Raw genomic sequence first — 18,329 nt, 5'->3', positions numbered from 1 at the left:
TTACGGTCTAATTTCAGCAATCGAACCGTTATTATATCGCATCAAGCTTGAATCGACGGCTTCTGAAAGAATTCCTGAAAAAATAAGCCAACCCTTCCCCCCGAATCAAGGGATAGGGTTGGCTTTTCTTTACCGCGCGTCGATGCCGTCTTTAATCAGTTTATTCACGACTTGCGGGTTCGCTTTGCCTTTTGTTGCTTTCATCGTCTGGCCGACGAGGAAGCCGAAGGCTTTGTCTTTGCCGTTTTTATAGTCGTCAATGGATTTTGGGTTTTCCTCCAAAATGCTCTCGACGATCGATTTTAATTCACTTTCATCGGAAATTTGTACGAGCCCTTCGTCTTTGACGATTTGCTCGGGGCTTCCGCCTTCTTCAATCAACGTCTTGAACACTTTTTTGGCAATTTTGCTGGAAATCGTTCCTTTTTCGATTAAACGGATCAATTCGGCAAGCCCCGAAGGTGTCATGGCTACATCTTCAAGTTCCAAATGATTGGCATTCAAATGGGCATTCACTTCTCCCATCATCCAGTTGGCGGCCTGCTTCGCATCCGCGCCCGCGGCCACGGTTTCTTCAAAAAAGTCCGCGCTTGCCTTCACTTGAGTAAGCACGCCGGCATCGTAAGCAGGGATTTCCCATTCCGAAATGTAGCGTTCCTGTCTTTCATCCGGAAGTTCAGGAATCTCTTCTTCAATTCTTCCTTGCCATTCTTCATCGATAAAAAGATTGACGAGGTCCGGTTCAGGAAAATAACGGTAATCATCGGCTCCTTCTTTCACCCGCATGAGTGTCGTTTCTTTGCGTTCATCATTCCAACGGCGAGTTTCCTGCAAAAGCTCTTTACCGGATTGAAGCTCTCGTGCTTGACGTTTCTCTTCAAACGCGAGTCCTTTTTGCACGTTGGCAAATGAGTTTAAATTTTTAAGCTCCGTTTTGGTTCCGAATGCTTCCTGTCCGCTCGGACGTAGAGAAATATTCGCATCACACCTGAGCGATCCTTCTTCCATTTTACAATCGGAAACTTCCGTATATTGGAGGATTGCCTTTAATTTTTCCAAATAGGCATATGCTTCTTCGGGCGTGCGAATATCCGGTTCGGAAACAATCTCGATGAGCGGTGTCCCCGCACGGTTAAAATCGACGAGCGACGAGTTATCTTCATCATCATGGGTTAATTTACCGGCGTCTTCCTCCATGTGAATGCGAGTGATGCCGATGGATTTCTTCTCCCCATCGACTTCAATCTCTATCGAACCATTTTCGCCGATAGGTTGATCAAATTGCGAGATTTGATAAGCTTTCGGATTATCCGGGTAGAAATAATTTTTCCGATCAAATTTTGTATGTTCCGCGACTGTACAATTCGTCGCCAGTGACGCTTTAATGGCAAAATCAACGGCACGTTTGTTCAGTACCGGCAATATGCCCGGATGCCCGAGGCAAACCGGGCACGTTTGTGTATTCGGCGGTGCGCCAAACGACGTGGAACAGCCGCAAAAAATTTTCGTATCCGTTTTTAATTCGGCATGCACTTCCAAGCCGATAATCGTATCAAATGTCATGGCTCTGCCCCCTTATAGTCCCGGTTTTTCTTTATAATGTCCTGTTTCTTGTTCGTAAGCATGACCGACACGGTAAAGAATGCGCTCTTCAAATGGTTTTCCGATCAACTGCATTCCGACCGGGAGCCCATTTGAAAAACCGCACGGAATGGATAGGGCCGGGTTTCCGGACAGGTTGACCGGAATGGTCAAAATATCATTAAGGTACATCGTAAGCGGATCATCTTTTTGTTCTCCGATTTTAAACGCTGGTGTCGGTGCCGTCGGCCCAAGAATCACGTCATAACTATGCAACACCTGGTTGAAATCTTCGCGAATCAGCGTCCGCACTTTTTGCGCTTTTTTATAGTAAGCGTCGTAATATCCAGTGCTAAGCGCGAATGTTCCCAGCATAATCCGGCGCTTCACTTCATCGCCAAAGCCTTCGCTTCTTGTTTTTTTATAGACATCCATTAAATCGTCGCCGCCTTTTCGAACGCCGTAACGGATACCGTCAAAACGGGCAAGATGGGCGGAGGCTTCCGAAGAAGAGAGCAAATAATAAGCAGCAACCGCGTACCTGGAATTGGGCAAGGACACTTCCTCGCATGTTGCCCCCATTCCTTCCAATGTGCGAATCGCCGTTTGAATGCGTTCTTTGACGCCGGCGTCGACCCCTTCCTCAAGAAACTCTTTCGGTACCGCAATTCTCAAACCGTTAATGTTGCCTTCAAGTGCTGACCGATAATCCGGCACGGACACATCCACGGATGTGGAGTCGTTCTCGTCATGGCCCGCAATTTCCTGAAGCACATAGGCATTATCTTCGACGGTTCGGGTAATCGGACCGATTTGATCCAATGAAGAAGCGAATGCCACAAGTCCGTAACGCGATACTCGTCCATATGTAGGCTTCAAGCCGACCACTCCGCAAAAAGACGCGGGCTGTCGAATGGATCCTCCGGTGTCCGATCCTAATGCAAACGGCACTTCTCCCGCGGCGACCGCGGCAGCGGACCCTCCGCTTGAACCTCCGGGCACGTAGTTCGTATCCCACGGGTTTTTCGTTCCAAAATAGCCGGAATTTTCGTTGGAAGAGCCCATCGCGAACTCGTCCATGTTTAATTTCCCGACGGTTATGGTATTTTGTGCGTGCAAGTGTTTCATAACCGTTGCATCATAGACGGGGTTAAAATTATCAAGCAATTGACTGGCGCATGTCGTTTTCAATCCCTCGGTCATGATGTTGTCCTTAATGCCTGCCGGAATGCCGAACAATGGTTGTCCCTCGCTTTGATTGACCTGTTCATCAAGCGCTCGGGCTTTCTCCATGGCGCCTTCTTCATCCAAGGTGAGAAATGCCTGCACCGAATCATCGACGTCTCGAATTCTTTTGTAGGCACTTTCGGTCAGCTCTGAGACTTTTACTTCTTTATTTTTTATTTTCTGTTGCATCGATGCGATCGTTTCATCCAAAAATGACACGGCTTTCACTCCTTTAGTCCAGGACAGATGGCACTTCAAATTGTCCATCTTTTGACGCTGGCGCATTTTTTAGCACATCTTCCCTGTTCAGGGACGGGCGCACTTCATCTTCACGCAGAACATTTCGTACGTCCATGACATGCGTCGTCGGTACGACATCTTCGGTGTTTAGTGCGTTAAGGCGTTCCGCATATTGAATAATATCGCCCATTTGTTTGGCAAATGTTTCCAGTTCATCATCACTAAACGTTAAGCGTGCAAGGTCTGCCACATGTTTCACTTGTTCTTTTGTAATCTCGGTCACTCGTTATTCACCTCTCCATCAGTTGGTTTGGACAATACTATGATCATATCAAAACACGGGCACGTGAGCAAAAACTTCGTTCATGCCCAAACGTTTGGCACACATTCTGTTTGCTTTTACTTTATTCATAAATGTGCACATGCACCTCTTCTCCGCCTTCTCTTGTAATCAGCGCTTCGGTCTGAGCATTCGTGGTGATGGTCATGGTAATGTCAATGCCCGTTTGAAAATGTTCTTCCAACTCACTTGCTGCCTGTTGGGTCACCGCGATTGTCTCCATTTTGGTATGAAACCGGATCGGCACCTCGATAGAGAGACTTTCGAGGTCATTGCCCTGATAATGCCCCCGGGCGGTGACACCTATATGGTCGCTAAAATAACTGTTTACCGCTTCCTTGAATTGGTTAAAGCGTTCAGCATCTTCCGGTACATGATCAAACGCACGATCGGACGGAAAAAAGTAATGCTCCTCATTCAAGGTCTCCCAGCTGCCGAGGTCACTTCCTGCTTCAGCGGTTGCGGCCCCGATGAATTCCCCCGGGGTAATTGAATTTTGCGGTGCTTCCCTGAAGAGACTGATGACAATTGGTACGTCATTCAACATCCCTTCTTCTCGAGCATTCGAGCGCAAGCGATCAACAACTTCCTCCGCCATTTCCTCGCCCGCGTCCATGGCCTCTTCTTCTGAAATTGTTTCGTCAAACCAGGAGCCGTATGTGCCGTCTTCATTTTGCTCACGGAAATAATAGATGCTGTTTAAGGATAGCGCGACCGCAACACCACCCAGTTCTAGCTCTCCATCATCATTTTCGATGTGATAGTTTTGTTCGATAATATGAGAAAGAACGCATGGATGATTGCTATGTTGTTCTTCAAAGCCCTCCCCGTCTCCAAGCGAAGGATTTAACCCGAGGCCTGCATTTCCCTCTTCATCGTCATCCCCATCGACATCTTCATAACGGGCCAGCCAAGCATTCAACTCGTTGCTTTCAACAAACTGCCCTTCTTGAATAAAATAATCTTCGGGCGGAAACGTCTCCGAAGCTATTTCACTAAGTCCAATTTCCAACCGTTCCAAATCCAACCGGTTATAGGCAGTACCTGAGTAGCAACCTTCCCCTGATGTATAGCCTCTTACTTCACCGGGTTCATACTCTCCATCCGGAAAAACATTTCGGTAGTATTCCGACAAACTGGGAACCGGCGCCCCCACGTCTGCCGTTTCTTGTTGTTGTTCCCCGTCCTCTGTCTCTGCCGTTTCTTCTGTAGTGTCCGGGTCCAAAAAATCCGCGCAGCCGGAAAGGATAAGAAGCATAGCTAAACTTACTGCCAACACCCTTCTTTCCATCCAGTTTCCCCCCTCTCATGAACAAGCGCTACTTCGGTTTAATCGATTTTTTCCAGCGCTTGCTTCTCATCCCATATTTCCACGTCCAACTCCTCGGCTTTGTCCTTTTTGGAGCCTGCATCTTCACCTGCAATGAGTACGTCTGTGTTTTTGCTGACGCTTGACGTTACTTTTCCGCCGTTGGCTTCAATAATGGCCTTTAACTCATTGCGTGACCAGTTTTCCAACTTCCCGGTAAGCACAAACGTTTGATTTTGAAACTTCTCCGATTCACTCTCCGTACTTCCTTTAAATGTCATGTTCACACCGGATTCCTTTAGACGCTTGAGCATATCTGCCACTTCGGGCTGTAGAAAATACTGCTCGATCGCCTCTGCCATCTTATGCCCAATTTCCGGCACCGCCTGAATATCCTCCGATGATGCGTTTTGCAAGGCTTCTATCGTTTTGTAATGGCGCGCAAGTGTGTCGGCCGCTTTCACCCCGATAAAACGAATGCCCAATCCAAACAGCAATCGTTCCAGCGAATTGTCTTTCGACGCTTCAATCGCCGCCAACAAATTATTCACCGATTTATCGGCCATGCGTTCAAGCTTGACTAGTTCTTCATATTGAAGCGTATATAAATCAGAAATATCAGCAACGAGATGATGATGAAAAAGTTGTGTAATCACCCGTTCTCCGAGCCCATCGATGTTCATCGCGTTTCTGGAGACAAAATGGATCAATCCTTCGCGAATTTGTGCAGGACACCGCGGATTAATACAGCGTAAAGCGACTTCCTCTTCCAAATGGACGAGTTCGCTCCCGCACTCAGGACACTCCGATGGCATTGAAAAATCTTTTTCCCCGCCGGTACGCACCTCTTCCAGCACACGTACAACTTCCGGTATGATGTCTCCTGCTTTTTTAATAATGACTTGGTCCCCGATTTTAATGTCTTTTTCGCGAATAAGTTCTTCATTGTGAAGCGAGGCTCGTTGAACAGTGGTCCCGGCAACCGTCACCGGCTCAAGGTGAGCGGTCGGGGTTACAACGCCGGTTCGCCCCACCGACAATTCGATCTCGGTTAACGTCGTCATTTTTTCTTCTGCCGGAAACTTGTAAGCAATCGCCCAACGGGGGTTTTTTGACGTAAAGCCAAGTTCATCTTGCTGTTTCAGGCTGTCTACTTTAATAACGATGCCGTCAATTTCATAGTGGAGATCCTTGCGTTGTTCGATCCAGTGATGCACATAGGCGATGACTTCTTCCATCGAACCGACGTGTCGGTTTTCGGGGTTTACCTTTAACCCTAATTTCTTCATATAGGCAATCGCGTCATGGTGGGAGATTACACCTGCCCCGCGATCGTCACCGATCGCATAGAGAAAAATATCCAAGTTTCGAGTGGCCGCAATTTTAGGGTCTAGCTGTCTCAAGGAACCTGCCGCCGCGTTACGCGGATTGGCGAATAATGCTTCTCCACGTTGTTCTTTCGCTTCATTCAGTCGTTGAAACGAATGTTCCGGCATAAATACTTCCCCGCGAACCTCAAGGTTTACCGCTTCATTGAGATACAACGGAATCGAACCGACGGTTTTAAGATTTGACGTAATATCTTCACCGATTTGCCCATCGCCTCTTGTCGCACCGCGAACCAAGCGCCCCCTCTCATACGTGAGGGCGACCGCGAGGCCATCGACCTTAAGTTCACAGCTATATGTTACTTCGTCTTCTGCCGACAGCCCTTGGCGTACGCGGCGGTCAAAATCCCATAATTCCTGCTCGTTAAATGCATTCCCGAGGCTTAACATCGGTCGTTCATGACGAACCTTTTGAAACCCGGAAAGCACTTCCCCGCCAATGCGCATCGTCGGGGAATCATTGCGCTTTAAAGCTGGGTTGTCTTCTTCAAGCCGGATGAGTTCATGCATATCCTCATCATAATTCGCATCGGGGACGATGGGATCATCAAGCACGTGATAATGATAATTGTAGCGATGTAGTCGTTCACGCAGCTCCGCCGCACGCTTTTCTACGTCTTGATCTATAGCCATAGCCGGTCTTCCTTTCTTATTGACGTGTGATCGGGGCGAATTTGGCAACAAGTCGTTTTATGCCTTCTTCGGGAAATGCAATATCCAACTCCTGGTCTTCATCGTCCCCTTTAACAGCGACCACCGTACCTGTCCCCCATTTTCGATGATCCGCTTTGTCTCCCACCTTCCAAGCGTGCGTTTCTCCGCCCGTTCGGGTCGTCGTAGCCACCTTCCGATGTTTTCGCGCCCCTTTCGCAACCTCGTCATTGCTGGAAACATTCTCGGTTGTTTCCGGCACGGCTTCAAATAAATGGCCCGGAACTTCGTTGATAAACCGTGAACCCGGATTCATTTGCGCTCGTCCGTAAAGGCGTCTTGACAAAGCTTTTGTCAGATGCAACTGTTCTTCCGCGCGCGTCATTCCCACATACGCGAGTCGGCGTTCTTCTTGCATCTCTTCTTCTTCAAATAAGGAACGGTTATGGGGGAAAATTCCTTCCTCCATCCCGATTAAAAAAACAGTAGGAAACTCCAGCCCTTTGGCGGCATGCAATGTCATCATCGTCACCATTCCTTGTTGCTTTTCCTCTTCATCATCGAGACGATCAATATCCGCAACCAGGGCCAGGTCAGTCAAAAAGGCGATCAACGACTTGTCGTCCTGTCTTTTTTCAAACTCTTGGGCGACAGTGAGAAGCTCGTCCATATTTTCGAGACGGCTTTGGGCCTCCAATGTCTTGTCCACTTTGAGTGCTTCCCGATATCCGGACGTTTCCAACACTTCCTCGATGATATCGATCACCGATAAATACTCCTGTTGGCGTATCCAGTTGTTCAGATGTTCCGTGAAGCCGAGAAGCTTTTTCGTCACCGTTGCCGAAAGGCCGATCTGTTCGGATTCCAGGAGGGCTCCGTACAGACTTATGTTCTGATTGTTCGCATAAGCAGCCACTTTATCCACCGTTGTCGCCCCAATCCCTCGTTTAGGAACATTAATAATCCGCTGCAAACTGATATCATCATCGGGATTGGCAATGACCCTTAGATAGGCAAGCACATCTTTGATTTCTTTACGGTCATAAAATTTTGTGCCGCCGATCATTTGATAGGGGATATTTGACTTGACGAACAATTCTTCCATCACACGGGACTGGGCGTTTGTGCGATAGAGCACCGCGAAATCTCGATAGCTCTGCTCGTTCGTTTGTGCCGCTTCTTTCATTTGATTTACGACATAAAACGCTTCCTCCCGCTCATCCATGGCATCATAAAAATGAATGCGGGTTCCTTCCTTATTTTCGGTCCATAAATTTTTCGGCTTACGTCCGCTGTTATTTTTAATCAGTTCATTGGCCGCCGATAGAATCGTCTTTGTCGAACGGTAATTTTGTTCCAGTAAAATAACTTCGGCTTCCTCGTAATCTTCTTCAAAAGATAAGATATTGCTGATATCGGCTCCGCGCCATTTATAAATGGACTGATCGGAGTCGCCGACGACACAGGTGTTGCGAAAACGGCCGGCAAGTTGCTTCACAAGCATGTATTGCGCCTTGTTCGTATCCTGATACTCGTCCACATGGATATATTGGAACTTGCGTTGATAGTATTCCAAGGCCTCGGGCATTTCTCGAAAAAGACGAATCGTCGTCATAATCAGATCGTCGAAATCAAGCGCATGATTGATCCGAAGACGTCGCGCATATTCTTTATAAACATCAGCAGCCACTTCCTCAAACGGCCCGTTTGCATTCTTAGCGTATTCGGCGGCGGTAATCAGCTCATTTTTGGCACCGCTAATCGTGCCGAGCAAAGTCCTCGGGGGAAACTTTTTAACATCCAGGTTTTGATCTTTTAGAATTTGCTTAATGACCGATTGTTGATCGGTAGCGTCCAAGATGGAAAAATTGCGGTTAATCCCGATCCGGTCGGCATCCCTACGCAATATCCGCACGCATAAGGCGTGAAACGTCGACATCCAAATACTGTCGGCAACGCCGCTGATCAATTGCCCCACACGTTCTTTCATTTCTCGCGCCGCTTTATTCGTAAAGGTGATCGCGAGAATGTTCCAAGGCGCCACCCCTTTTTCCCGGACCAAATAAGCAATCCGGTGGGTGAGCACACGCGTTTTCCCGCTTCCGGCACCGGCCATAATCAATAGCGGGCCCTCCGTCCTCTTCACCGCCCGCTGTTGTTCCGAATTCAACCCTTCGAGTAATTGTTCAATCATATTTCGTTGCATCACACGCACATCCTTAGCGCTTGTTGGTTTGCCTTTTTGTCTCTTTCACTGCGTTTACGGTCTTCAATGCTTCTTCTTTATTTTCATAGAGTGCGTTGCCTACGACAACCATATCCGCCCATGTGGCCATTTCACTCGCTTGTTCTTTCGTTTGTATCCCCCCGCCGTAAAACAGCCGGGCGTGTTCTAGCGTTTGGTTGACCTTTTTTACAACTTCAACGTCCCCATATGTACCGCTGTATTCAAGATAAAAAATTGGCATGCGCAAAACACTTTCGGAAAAACGGGCAAAAGCGACGATATCGTCCATATCTAAGGCAGCGTCTGCTTCTGTTCGTCTCGCCACGCTGGATTCACGATTCAAAATACAATATCCTTCACCTAAGACGTCAGCCGTTTTTAGAAACTGGCCGTGGGCCTTCAGTGCTTGTTGATGAAGACCGCTGATAAATGCCGGGTGATGGGCGTTTAAAACGACAGGAATCAAGTAAGCGTCAAATCCGGGTGTAAGTGCCTCCAGTTCTGTCACTTCCAGTACACACGGAACTGAAAAACGCCTGACAGCCGCTAAACATTCCGTTACATTATCAATGGTCGTTCCTTCAGTCCCGCCAACTATAACCACATCTGTTCCCGACTCACAAATCTCCGCGAGCCATTGCTCGGAAAACGGCCGTCCCGGATCGATTTTAAACGCGTGACGCCAGGCCTTCATTTCTTCCATCATTTCAGGAGAGCCTCCACTTCAGGTTGACGAGGGTGATTCTACAACCTCCATCATTTTTCAAGTTCATTCGACTCCATTAAGATTCCACGGTAAAGGGGTCCTCAGCCTCACATTATAGCAGATATTCAGTATTTTCTTAAGCTCGTGAGGACAAGATGTCTCCCAGGGATATTGTTTGAACGAAAACGCTGATGCATACAAGATTTCCATCGAACCTGTTATAATTCAGGTAATCCATTTTTGTAGCGTCTTTGCTTTCGGGGGGGGATTATATCATAGACTTAAGAAGTGATACATTAACAAAACCGACCAAGGAAATGAGAAAAGCGATGTTTGAAGCAGAAGTCGGGGATGATGGCAGGGAAGATAACTTGGGAAGAGGGGAAGACCCGACTGTTAATAGACTGGAAGACATCGCTGCTGAAGTTTCGGGGAAGAAAGCTGCTCTTTTTTGTAATAGTGGGGCGATGGCCAATCTGATCGCTTTATTAACGCATTGCACAAGAGGAGACAATGTTCTGTTAGGCGAAACATCCCATATAAACAAAAGTGAGAAAGCACCCTTTATGGATAGCTTCGGAGGTTTAATCCCGCGTTTTTTTGTAACAGATCCATTTGGAACCCCTGAAATTAACAGCATCAAACAGTTTATCGGAGATGATGAAATTAAGCTTCTTTGCTTGGAAAACACGAATAATTTTATGGGCGGCACTTGTATGTCAAAAGAACAGACGAAGGCAATCTGTCATGTTGCTCATGAACACGCTATTCCTGTTCATTTAGATGGCGCGAGAATATTTAACGCCTCCGTATATTATGACATACCGGTCAAGAAATTGGTCGAACCGGTGGATTCTCTTATGCTTTCGTTATCCAAGGGATTAGGAGCTCCGGTAGGGGCTTTGCTCTGTGGGGAAAAAGAATTTATTTCACGTGCAAGGAAAGTAAGGAAGTTGCTGGGAGGGTCAATGCGGCAATCAGGTGTCGTCGCTGCTTCAGGAATCTCTGCCATTCAACAAGAAGCGGATAGATTAAAGGACGATCATGATCATGCTTATCGGTTGGCAAACATGATCATGAACAATGATAAAATAGATATTCGCATAGATTCCGTTCAAACAAATATGATCGTTGTTGATGTCTCTCCAAGTGGCCAGTCGGCAGAAACATTTGAATCCGGTCTTTTGAAGCGGGGGCTCAAGGTAAAAAGCATTTCCGACCGCCACGTTAGAATGACCACTTACCGCGAGATAACGAGAGACAATATGATAAGGGCAGCAAATATTATTAACTCGTATTGTGATAGCCTTTAAATCCCCATTGATTTAGCGATTTTGTTACCACACCGTCCAACCGCCATCAACGAACAATGTTTGGCCTGTGACCATGTTCGAAGCGTCGGAACTTAAATAAAGAACGGCTCCATATAGATCTTCTGTTTGTGCTAATCGCCCCAAAGGGATCCTGCTGTAAACGTCTGCTTTAAAGGCTTCATCTTCGAACATTTTCTCTGTTAAAGGCGTCTCAATGAACGTTGGCGCAACGGAATTGACATTAATCTGATCAGCTGACCATTCAATCGCCAAAGATTTCGTCAACTGTTTTACTCCGCCTTTACTGGAACAATAAGCGGAACGGTTGTAATAGCCAACCTCTTCCATTTGAGAAGACATGTGAATAATTTTCCCTGCCCCCTGCGTCTTCATAAAAGGATAGACAGCCTGATTAAAGAAAAAGGCACTTTTCAAGTTGATGTCATGGACTGTATCCCAATCGCTTTCCGTTATCTCTGTAGCGGGTTTTGTTATATTGGTCCCGGCATTGTTGATAAGGACATCAATCCGGCCGAACGTTCGATATATTTGATCGGCTAAATCAGAGAGGCTTTCTGTTTTTGTAATGTCGCAAGGAAAAATCTCGACATCGTCGGATGAAAGGCCTGTCTCAGCTTTTACTTTTTTCAATTTTTCTTCATCCCGTGCTACCAGCGCAATTTTCGCCCCGTTCTCTGCAAAAGTAGTCGCGAGATCCTTACCGATTCCTTGACTTGCACCGGTAATGATCACCACTTTTTCTTTCACCGAAAAAATGTCATCTATTTTCATATTCAGCCTCCCGCGCTTTCCGCATAATAGATTGAGCACTGACGTGCGGACCTGTTAATACGTTGGGAAAGTTGGTAGATTCAACGGCACGCGCCATGGAATATTGGGCAAGAACAATGGTTTCCGCACCTTCGTGCTCCTGTATTTTTTCTTGGATGAGTTGATCATGGGCAGAAGGTTCCCCATTCTGCAATGCTTGAAAGGCTTCCCGTAAAACAAACATTTTAATGTTGACTTTTTTGTTCCTCTTAGCAGCTGCCTCGTTAAGCATTCTTTCCGTCGTCGGGCCCGCTGCTTTTACCGTCGCTATCACTACGATATCCGAACTTTTCTCCACGGCTTTTTCCAACATGCTCATGTCAGAGCTTAAGACAGGCACAGGGATAAGTTCAGCAATTTTGGCTACATATGGGGTAAAAGACGAACACGTAAATAAAATAGCATCCACATTGCTTTCAACAGCTTTACCCGCTAATTCACTTAATCGCATGATCATTCGGTTTGTGACAGTATTCGTCTCATTAAGCTCGTAAATTAACCCTTCATCCATAAAATTAACAAGATCAGCCTTTTCTTCCAATTGTGAGAATGCACGAAGAATAGGTGACACGGAATTCATTGTAGCGTGAATGAGTCCAATTCGGATGTTGTCTGACATCAAACCCCCTCCTTCCAGATAGATTTCACTCGTTTCAACGCTTTTTTTGCCACAGCCAACGAAGAATTTTGCTGCTTAATCTCAAAGCTGACAAAAGGAACTCGTGGTAATTGGCGAATATTGTTTACGATTGCATTTATATCATACGTTCCGTCGCCGGGCATCAACCGGTCGCTATCAGTGAGGTGAATGAAGCCTAATTTATCGCCCGCATCGTGAAATAATTGAACAAAATTTGAGCCACGGAGCTCTGCCTCCATATGAACACAATCAAGCATAACGCCTACATTGGCATGGTTAAATTTTTGTATAAAAGACATCGTCTCGTCTGTACGATTGAAGTTATTCATATGATTTTCATTTTGAGGTTCTATTAAAATGTCTACATTCCTTTTTTCAGCAGCGTCAAGCACGCGATCGAAAGATTGTCTCATATATTCCCAAGATAAACGAGGCTGTTCATCACTGATTTGTCCGCGCAGTTTACCGATTGTAATGGAGCATTCAAATTCTTCCGCCCATCTTATCAAATCAATGATTCGCTTTACCGCCTCGTCTCGATAGCTTTTATCCAAGGACGAAAATGATAATTGATCGTCTGCTACCATAGGTCCTGTTGCAAACGAGGCTACTTTTAAATTTTCCTCAGTGATTAATTTTAACAAATAAGGTAAATTCGCTTCACGTGCATCCCGTACTAACAGCTCAATGCCATCATAACCGAAAGATGCCAGAGAAGGAATGATTTCTTTTGCGGAACCTTTTGCGCTAAACAATGGTTTGCTCGTCTCTTCTGTTTGGTAAGGATAAGCGAATTGAAGCATTACATTCACCTCTTTATCAAATCGACGCGTGTATGCCGCATTCTTTTATTTCCTGACGTAGATCAGCAACCACGTTCTCACTAATGGGAATACCCGTACGGAGACGTTCTTGAACTTTTCTTTCTTCCGGTTCTCCAGGTATGAGAATTTCATCAAAACCTTTTGCTCGAGGCAGTGATTTCGTTCGCTTTACAAACTCATCCATTCGAGTCTCGAATTCTGATTTTGATACGAATAAATCAGGACGAATCGCAATGAACAAGTGCCCGGCATTTTGAGGCTCTGAGTGATCAAAATACAAGCTTTTTACATCCCCGCCATAATTGGCTCCCGTCAAAACACCGGATAGAAGTTCGACGAGCATGGCAAGTGCTGATCCTTTGGCTTCCCCAAATGGAAGGCATACACCCTCGAATGCTTCATTCGCATCGGTTGTAGGCACCCCGTCTTTATTGAGCGCCAATCCTTCAGAAATCGGCTCATTATTCGTAGCAGCTAATCGAATTTTCCCCCTCGCGATCACGGTCATTGCCATATCCAACACATAAGGCGATTCATTACCGCTAGGTACAGCGGCAGCGAACGGGTTAGCGCCCAAGTATGCCGTTCTCCCGCCCCAAGGTGGAATGGCAGGGGAAGAATTCGTGTAGGCCATTGATATAAAGCCTTCTTTCATTGCTTCCATGACGTATAAGGCTGCCATACCATAATGGGTACTGTTATGAATGCCTACTAAACCGATGCCGCTCTCACGAGCCAGATCCATCGCTTCTGTCATGGCACGATGACCGGCCAAGAAGCCCATACCGGCATCCCCATTGATTTTTGATACCGCATTTGTTATGTTTTCAACCTTTATCTCCGGTTTAGGGTTAACGACTCCTTTTCGAATCCGCTGTAAATACATCGGAATGCGGGAGACACCATGAGAATCCAACCCTCTTAAATTAGCGGCTACCAAATCTTTTGCAATGGTATTGGCATCTTCTTTGTTCATTCCCTCGCTCTCAAATAACAGAGCGGAAACTTCTGTTAAATGAGATGCTTCAATATAAGTGAAGCTGTCCGACATCATTATACCCCCTCTTATTCATGAATTGTTTTCATACCTCTCTACACGTAAAGAAGCTTGTCTTTTATGTCCCATAAACCCTTCCAGTTCACAAAGCCTTTCCGCATATTTGCCTATTTCCACGCTGGCTTCCTTGGTCACTTGCTGATAGGTGCAGTTTTTCAGGAATTTTCCAACCCAGAGCCCCCCTGTATATTTCGCCGCTTCTTTTGTAGGGAGGGTATGATTTGTACCAATCACTTTATCCCCGTAAGCAACGTTTGTCTCAGGTCCAAGGAATAATGCGCCGTAGTTCTTCAGGTTAGCCAAATAATAGTCTAGATCATTTGCAAGCACTTGAACGTGTTCAAATGCAAGTGTATCCGCTTCCTGTACCGCTTCTTTTTCATTTTCTACAACAATGATGACCCCATTGTCTCTCCAAGCTTTTTCCGCAACGTCTGCCGTTGGCAATGTTTGTAACTGTCGAGAGATTTCACCTTCCAGTGATTCAGCCAACGTTCGGGATGTTGTGATTAATGCACCGGGAGAGGTGGGCCCATGTTCAGCTTGCCCGAGAATATCGGTGGCAACCATTTCCACGTCAGCTGTCTCGTCAGCTATCACGAGGGTCTCTGTCGGCCCTGCTAATAAATCAATGCCTACACGGCCAAAGAGTTGTCGCTTCGCTTCCGCAACAAAAGCATTTCCTGGCCCAACGATCATGTCGACTTGATCAACGGTTTCTGTTCCAATCCCCATTGCCGCCATGGCTTGCACGCCGCCTAACAAGTAAATTTCATCAGCGCCAGCCATATGCATGGCCGCAACCGTTGCTTTCGGAATTTCCCCATTTGCGGGAGGGGTGCACGCGATCACGCGGTCGACACCGGCCACTTTGGCCGTGACAATACTCATATGGGCAGATGCCACCATCGGATAACGTCCGCCGGGGACGTAGCAACCAACGCTGGTAACAGGGATATTTTTATGTCCGATAACAACTCCCGGTCGGGTTTCTACTTCAATATCTTGAATAGCGTCACGTTGATGACGTGCAAAATTGCCAATTTGCTCTTGTGCAAATTGTATATCTTGAATGACATCATCCGATAAGTCATTAATAGCCGCTTCTATCTCATCCTTGGAGAGACGAAAATTTTCCGGAGACCAGTGGTCAAACTTTTCCGAAAAGATTCGGACAGCTGTATCGCCACGATCTTCAATGTCCTGAATGATATCGGCTACCGCCTGTTGGACGTTCATGTCGGCTGACTGCTTTTCTTGCACGGTTTTTCCCTTTTTTAGAAAGGTTGCCATTGAAACACATCCCTTGGATCATTTTTTGAATACGTATTCATCATAATACACAGTACCTTCGTTGTAAACGATTTATTTTTATTTGCGTTGTGTAAAATGGCAGTAATGCCGTTATATCGTCTATCCCGCTCCCTTATGCAAAGATGAGTGTTACGCATGTTGCAATCATAGAAAAAACTAACAAAAAATCAACCACTATTGACGCTTTATATAAAAACGCTTACAATGAATACGTATTAGGGAAGGAAAAAGGGGTTGGAGTATATGGTATCGTCCAGGGATGTCGCAAAAGAAGCCGGGGTCTCACAGCCTACGGTTTCAAGAGTATTAAATGCGCCGGAACAAGTAAAAAAAGAAACGGTCGATAAAGTTCAAAAAGCCATTGAAAAGCTAAACTATCGACCGAACGTGGTTGCGCGCAATTTGAAACAAAAGAAAACCAAGTACATTGCTTTAATCTCCGGCCCTTTGCACAACCCATTTTTCGTTGATTCAACAACGGCGATTGTTAACTATGCCAAAAAGTATGGGTACCACACGCTTGTCTATTTTGAAGAGCAAGGCGATAATCTCTCTATTTACGAAGAGGTACTGAAACAACAAGTTGATGGAATTATTCTATCTTCTATTTTCATCGATGATCCGATTTATCAAGATCTCGTAGATGCTCAAGTCCCCTTCGTTATGTTTAACCGTCGCCATCAATCAGGGGGAAATTATGTCGAAATAGACAATGAAAAAGCCGGACAATTGGCGACCAATCATTTGTTAAAACTTGGCCATACAAAAATTGCTTGGGTTGGAGGACCCACGTATACCTCAACGTTTCATGGGAGGTTATCCGGGTACCGAACAGCGCTGGAAGCCGTTAGCCATCCAATCGAATCCGATTGGATTAAAGAAACCGATACCACGGAAGACTCCGTCGTACAGGCCGTGGATGAGTTATTATTATTGCCTGACAGACCAACCGCCATCCTTGCCGCTACAGATTCAATGGCATTATTCTGTCAAAATTATTTAATGCACCTAGGGTTCCAAATTCCGGAAAACTTTAGTATATGCGGGATGGACAATATCGATATGACGAATCATGCAGCGATTCAAATGACCACATTGACCCACCATTCCGAAAAGCCAATGGGGTTGCACGCGATTGAACATCTTATTCACATGATGGAGGTAGATTCTCAAGAGCGAAAAAATCTGCAGTTAACGTTGGAACCTAAACTCATTAACCGAAAGACAACAGCTTTAAACCGTTCTAATAACGAATAACATTTATTACATTTCAAGGGAGTGTCAACAAATGGAACCATATTTAGCAATAAGTGGATTTTTAATCATTTTAGCGGTGATCACGCTCCTAATGTGGGGGAAAGTTCATCCAATTGTTGCGATGGTCCTAATCCCGGTCGTTGGCGTACTCATTGCCGGCTTTGGATTTGAAGATCTCGCGGAGTTTTTTAACAGTGGAGCCAATCAAGTCATGGACGTCGCCATCATGTTTATTTTTGCCATTATGTTCTTCGGGATCATGAATGATATCGGTTTATTTAATCCGATTATAAAAAATATGATCATCTTCACGAAGGGAAATGTGATTATTGTTGCCATCGTTACAATCATCATCGGAGCAATTGCTCAACTCGATGGTGCCGGCGCAACCACGTATTTGTTGACGATCCCTGCACTTATTGGCTTATACAGGGCGTTAAATATGAGCCCGATGTTACTTTTGCTGCTTGCCACTTTTAGTCTTGGGTTTATGAACGTCGTCCCTTGGGGCGGCCCGGTAGGAAGGATTGCTTCGGTACTTGGTTATGATAACCCTGCTGAACTATGGTTTCCATTGATTCCTTGGCAAATAGGTGCGTTTGTCCTGGCCATTGGTTTCGCGGTGATCCTTGCACTGAGAGAAAAGAAACGCATTGAGAAACGAATCAATAATGGAGAAATTGAAGCCCAGAAAAATGTTAATGCAAGAGCACTCGCTCAAGACTTCATTAAACAGCAAGAGGAAAATGAAGCAGCCTCCGAAGAGCAACCCAGGAAAAACCCGGCCATGATTTGGCTCAATGCTGCAGTGTTATTCGGAGTTCTGCTCTTAATGCTTTTAGATATCGCGCCTCCGGGTCTTGCCTTTATGATCGGTTTGGCAATTGCTTTGCCATTGAACTACCGTAGTGTCAATGACCAAATGGGGCGAATACGAGCACATGCACCTGCTGCTCTTATGATGGCATCAATCATCCTTGCTGCTGGACTGTTTTTGGGCGTGTTGACGGAGTCAGGCATGCTGGATTCTCTTGCTCTCTCTATCGTAGGGATTTTACCTTATGCTGTCGGTCCATTTATTCACATTATCGTGGCATTTTTTGGCATTCCCTTAGACATCATTATGAGCACCGATGCTTATTATTTTGGGATATTTCCGGTTGTTGAGAGTGTAGCATCCAACTTTGGCGTAGCATCGGAAACTACCGCTTATATGATGTTAGTCGGAAGTACTTTTTCACAAGGTTTCTTATCTCCAGCCATGTGGCTAGGCGTTGGACTTGCCGGTGTACAAATAGGCCAATTCATGAAGTACGCTTTCCTCTGGTTCTGGGCTTTCGGTATTATTGGAATAATTTTAGGTTTCATCCTCGGTATATATTAGATTTAAAAATTCATCCGCCCGACGTCCGAGGGTAGATGAT

The 18,329-nt window shown here is 45.8% G+C and carries 15 protein-coding genes; 3 read left to right on the top strand and 12 right to left on the bottom strand.

The annotated features are described in order from the left end of the window. Positions 1-129: 129 nt before the first annotated feature. From gatB to pcrB, 7 genes are all read right to left on the bottom strand, one after another. On the bottom strand, positions 130-1,563 hold the full coding sequence (gene gatB, locus DT065_RS17190; protein WP_114375469.1) for an Asp-tRNA(Asn)/Glu-tRNA(Gln) amidotransferase subunit GatB: 1,434 nt from the start codon (positions 1,561-1,563) through the stop codon (positions 130-132). A 12-nt stretch (positions 1,564-1,575) separates the two neighbouring features. Further along, positions 1,576-3,027 (bottom strand): Asp-tRNA(Asn)/Glu-tRNA(Gln) amidotransferase subunit GatA, encoded by a 1,452-nt coding sequence (gene gatA / locus DT065_RS17185; protein WP_227002654.1) that lies wholly within the window; start codon positions 3,025-3,027, stop codon positions 1,576-1,578. 13 nt (positions 3,028-3,040) lie between these two features. Then, positions 3,041-3,331, bottom strand: a complete 291-nt coding sequence (gatC, locus tag DT065_RS17180; protein ID WP_114375465.1) for an Asp-tRNA(Asn)/Glu-tRNA(Gln) amidotransferase subunit GatC — start codon at positions 3,329-3,331, stop codon at positions 3,041-3,043. Between the two features lie 121 nt (positions 3,332-3,452). Further along, complete coding sequence (locus DT065_RS17175) at positions 3,453-4,679, bottom strand: CamS family sex pheromone protein (protein ID WP_114375463.1); 1,227 nt, start codon at positions 4,677-4,679, stop codon at positions 3,453-3,455. A gap of 38 nt (positions 4,680-4,717) precedes the next feature. Next, positions 4,718-6,718, bottom strand: a complete 2,001-nt coding sequence (gene ligA / locus DT065_RS17170; protein WP_193550781.1) for an NAD-dependent DNA ligase LigA — start codon at positions 6,716-6,718, stop codon at positions 4,718-4,720. 16 nt (positions 6,719-6,734) lie between these two features. Continuing rightward, positions 6,735-8,942 (bottom strand): DNA helicase PcrA, encoded by a 2,208-nt coding sequence (gene pcrA / locus DT065_RS17165; protein ID WP_114375461.1) that lies wholly within the window; start codon positions 8,940-8,942, stop codon positions 6,735-6,737. Between the two features lie 13 nt (positions 8,943-8,955). Then, positions 8,956-9,666, bottom strand: coding sequence for a heptaprenylglyceryl phosphate synthase (pcrB, locus tag DT065_RS17160; protein WP_114376406.1), 711 nt, complete (start codon positions 9,664-9,666; stop codon positions 8,956-8,958). A gap of 254 nt (positions 9,667-9,920) precedes the next feature. Here pcrB and DT065_RS17155 point away from each other — a divergent pair, with 254 nt between their 5' ends. Further along, entirely contained in the window at positions 9,921-10,982 is a 1,062-nt protein-coding gene (locus tag DT065_RS17155; RefSeq protein WP_114375459.1) for a GntG family PLP-dependent aldolase, read from the top strand. A 24-nt stretch (positions 10,983-11,006) separates the two neighbouring features. Here DT065_RS17155 and DT065_RS17150 read toward each other — a convergent pair whose 3' ends face one another. The 5 genes from DT065_RS17150 to hisD are packed head-to-tail and all read right to left on the bottom strand — an operon-like array spanning position 11,007 to position 15,627. Further along, positions 11,007-11,774, bottom strand: coding sequence for an SDR family NAD(P)-dependent oxidoreductase (locus DT065_RS17150; RefSeq protein ID WP_114375457.1), 768 nt, complete (start codon positions 11,772-11,774; stop codon positions 11,007-11,009). Further along, positions 11,761-12,432, bottom strand: coding sequence for an aspartate/glutamate racemase family protein (locus DT065_RS17145; RefSeq protein WP_114375455.1), 672 nt, complete (start codon positions 12,430-12,432; stop codon positions 11,761-11,763). The genes DT065_RS17150 and DT065_RS17145 overlap by 14 nt, the downstream gene beginning before the upstream one ends. Further along, on the bottom strand, positions 12,432-13,256 hold the full coding sequence (locus DT065_RS17140) for a sugar phosphate isomerase/epimerase family protein (protein WP_114375453.1): 825 nt from the start codon (positions 13,254-13,256) through the stop codon (positions 12,432-12,434). Before DT065_RS17140 ends, DT065_RS17145 begins: the two co-directional genes overlap by 1 nt. Positions 13,257-13,272: 16 nt before the next feature. Further along, positions 13,273-14,331: an Ldh family oxidoreductase gene (locus tag DT065_RS17135; protein ID WP_227002653.1), complete on the bottom strand. Its 1,059-nt coding sequence runs from the start codon at positions 14,329-14,331 to the stop codon at positions 13,273-13,275. A 15-nt stretch (positions 14,332-14,346) separates the two neighbouring features. Next, positions 14,347-15,627 (bottom strand): histidinol dehydrogenase, encoded by a 1,281-nt coding sequence (gene hisD / locus DT065_RS17130; RefSeq protein ID WP_114375449.1) that lies wholly within the window; start codon positions 15,625-15,627, stop codon positions 14,347-14,349. A 264-nt stretch (positions 15,628-15,891) separates the two neighbouring features. Between hisD and DT065_RS17125 the strand changes: the two genes are divergently transcribed. Both DT065_RS17125 and DT065_RS17120 read left to right on the top strand, forming a co-directional pair. Further along, the gene (locus DT065_RS17125) at positions 15,892-16,905 is read left to right on the top strand and encodes a LacI family DNA-binding transcriptional regulator (RefSeq protein WP_114375447.1); all 1,014 of its coding nucleotides are present in this window, start codon (positions 15,892-15,894) and stop codon (positions 16,903-16,905) included. Between the two features lie 31 nt (positions 16,906-16,936). Further along, positions 16,937-18,289, top strand: coding sequence for a CitMHS family transporter (locus DT065_RS17120; protein ID WP_114375445.1), 1,353 nt, complete (start codon positions 16,937-16,939; stop codon positions 18,287-18,289). Positions 18,290-18,329: the final 40 nt, after the last annotated feature.

This window comes from Salicibibacter kimchii (genome assembly GCF_003336365.1).
Lineage (GTDB): Bacteria > Bacillota > Bacilli > Bacillales > Marinococcaceae > Salicibibacter > Salicibibacter kimchii.
This window is presented reverse-complemented; position numbering and strand designations above follow the sequence as displayed.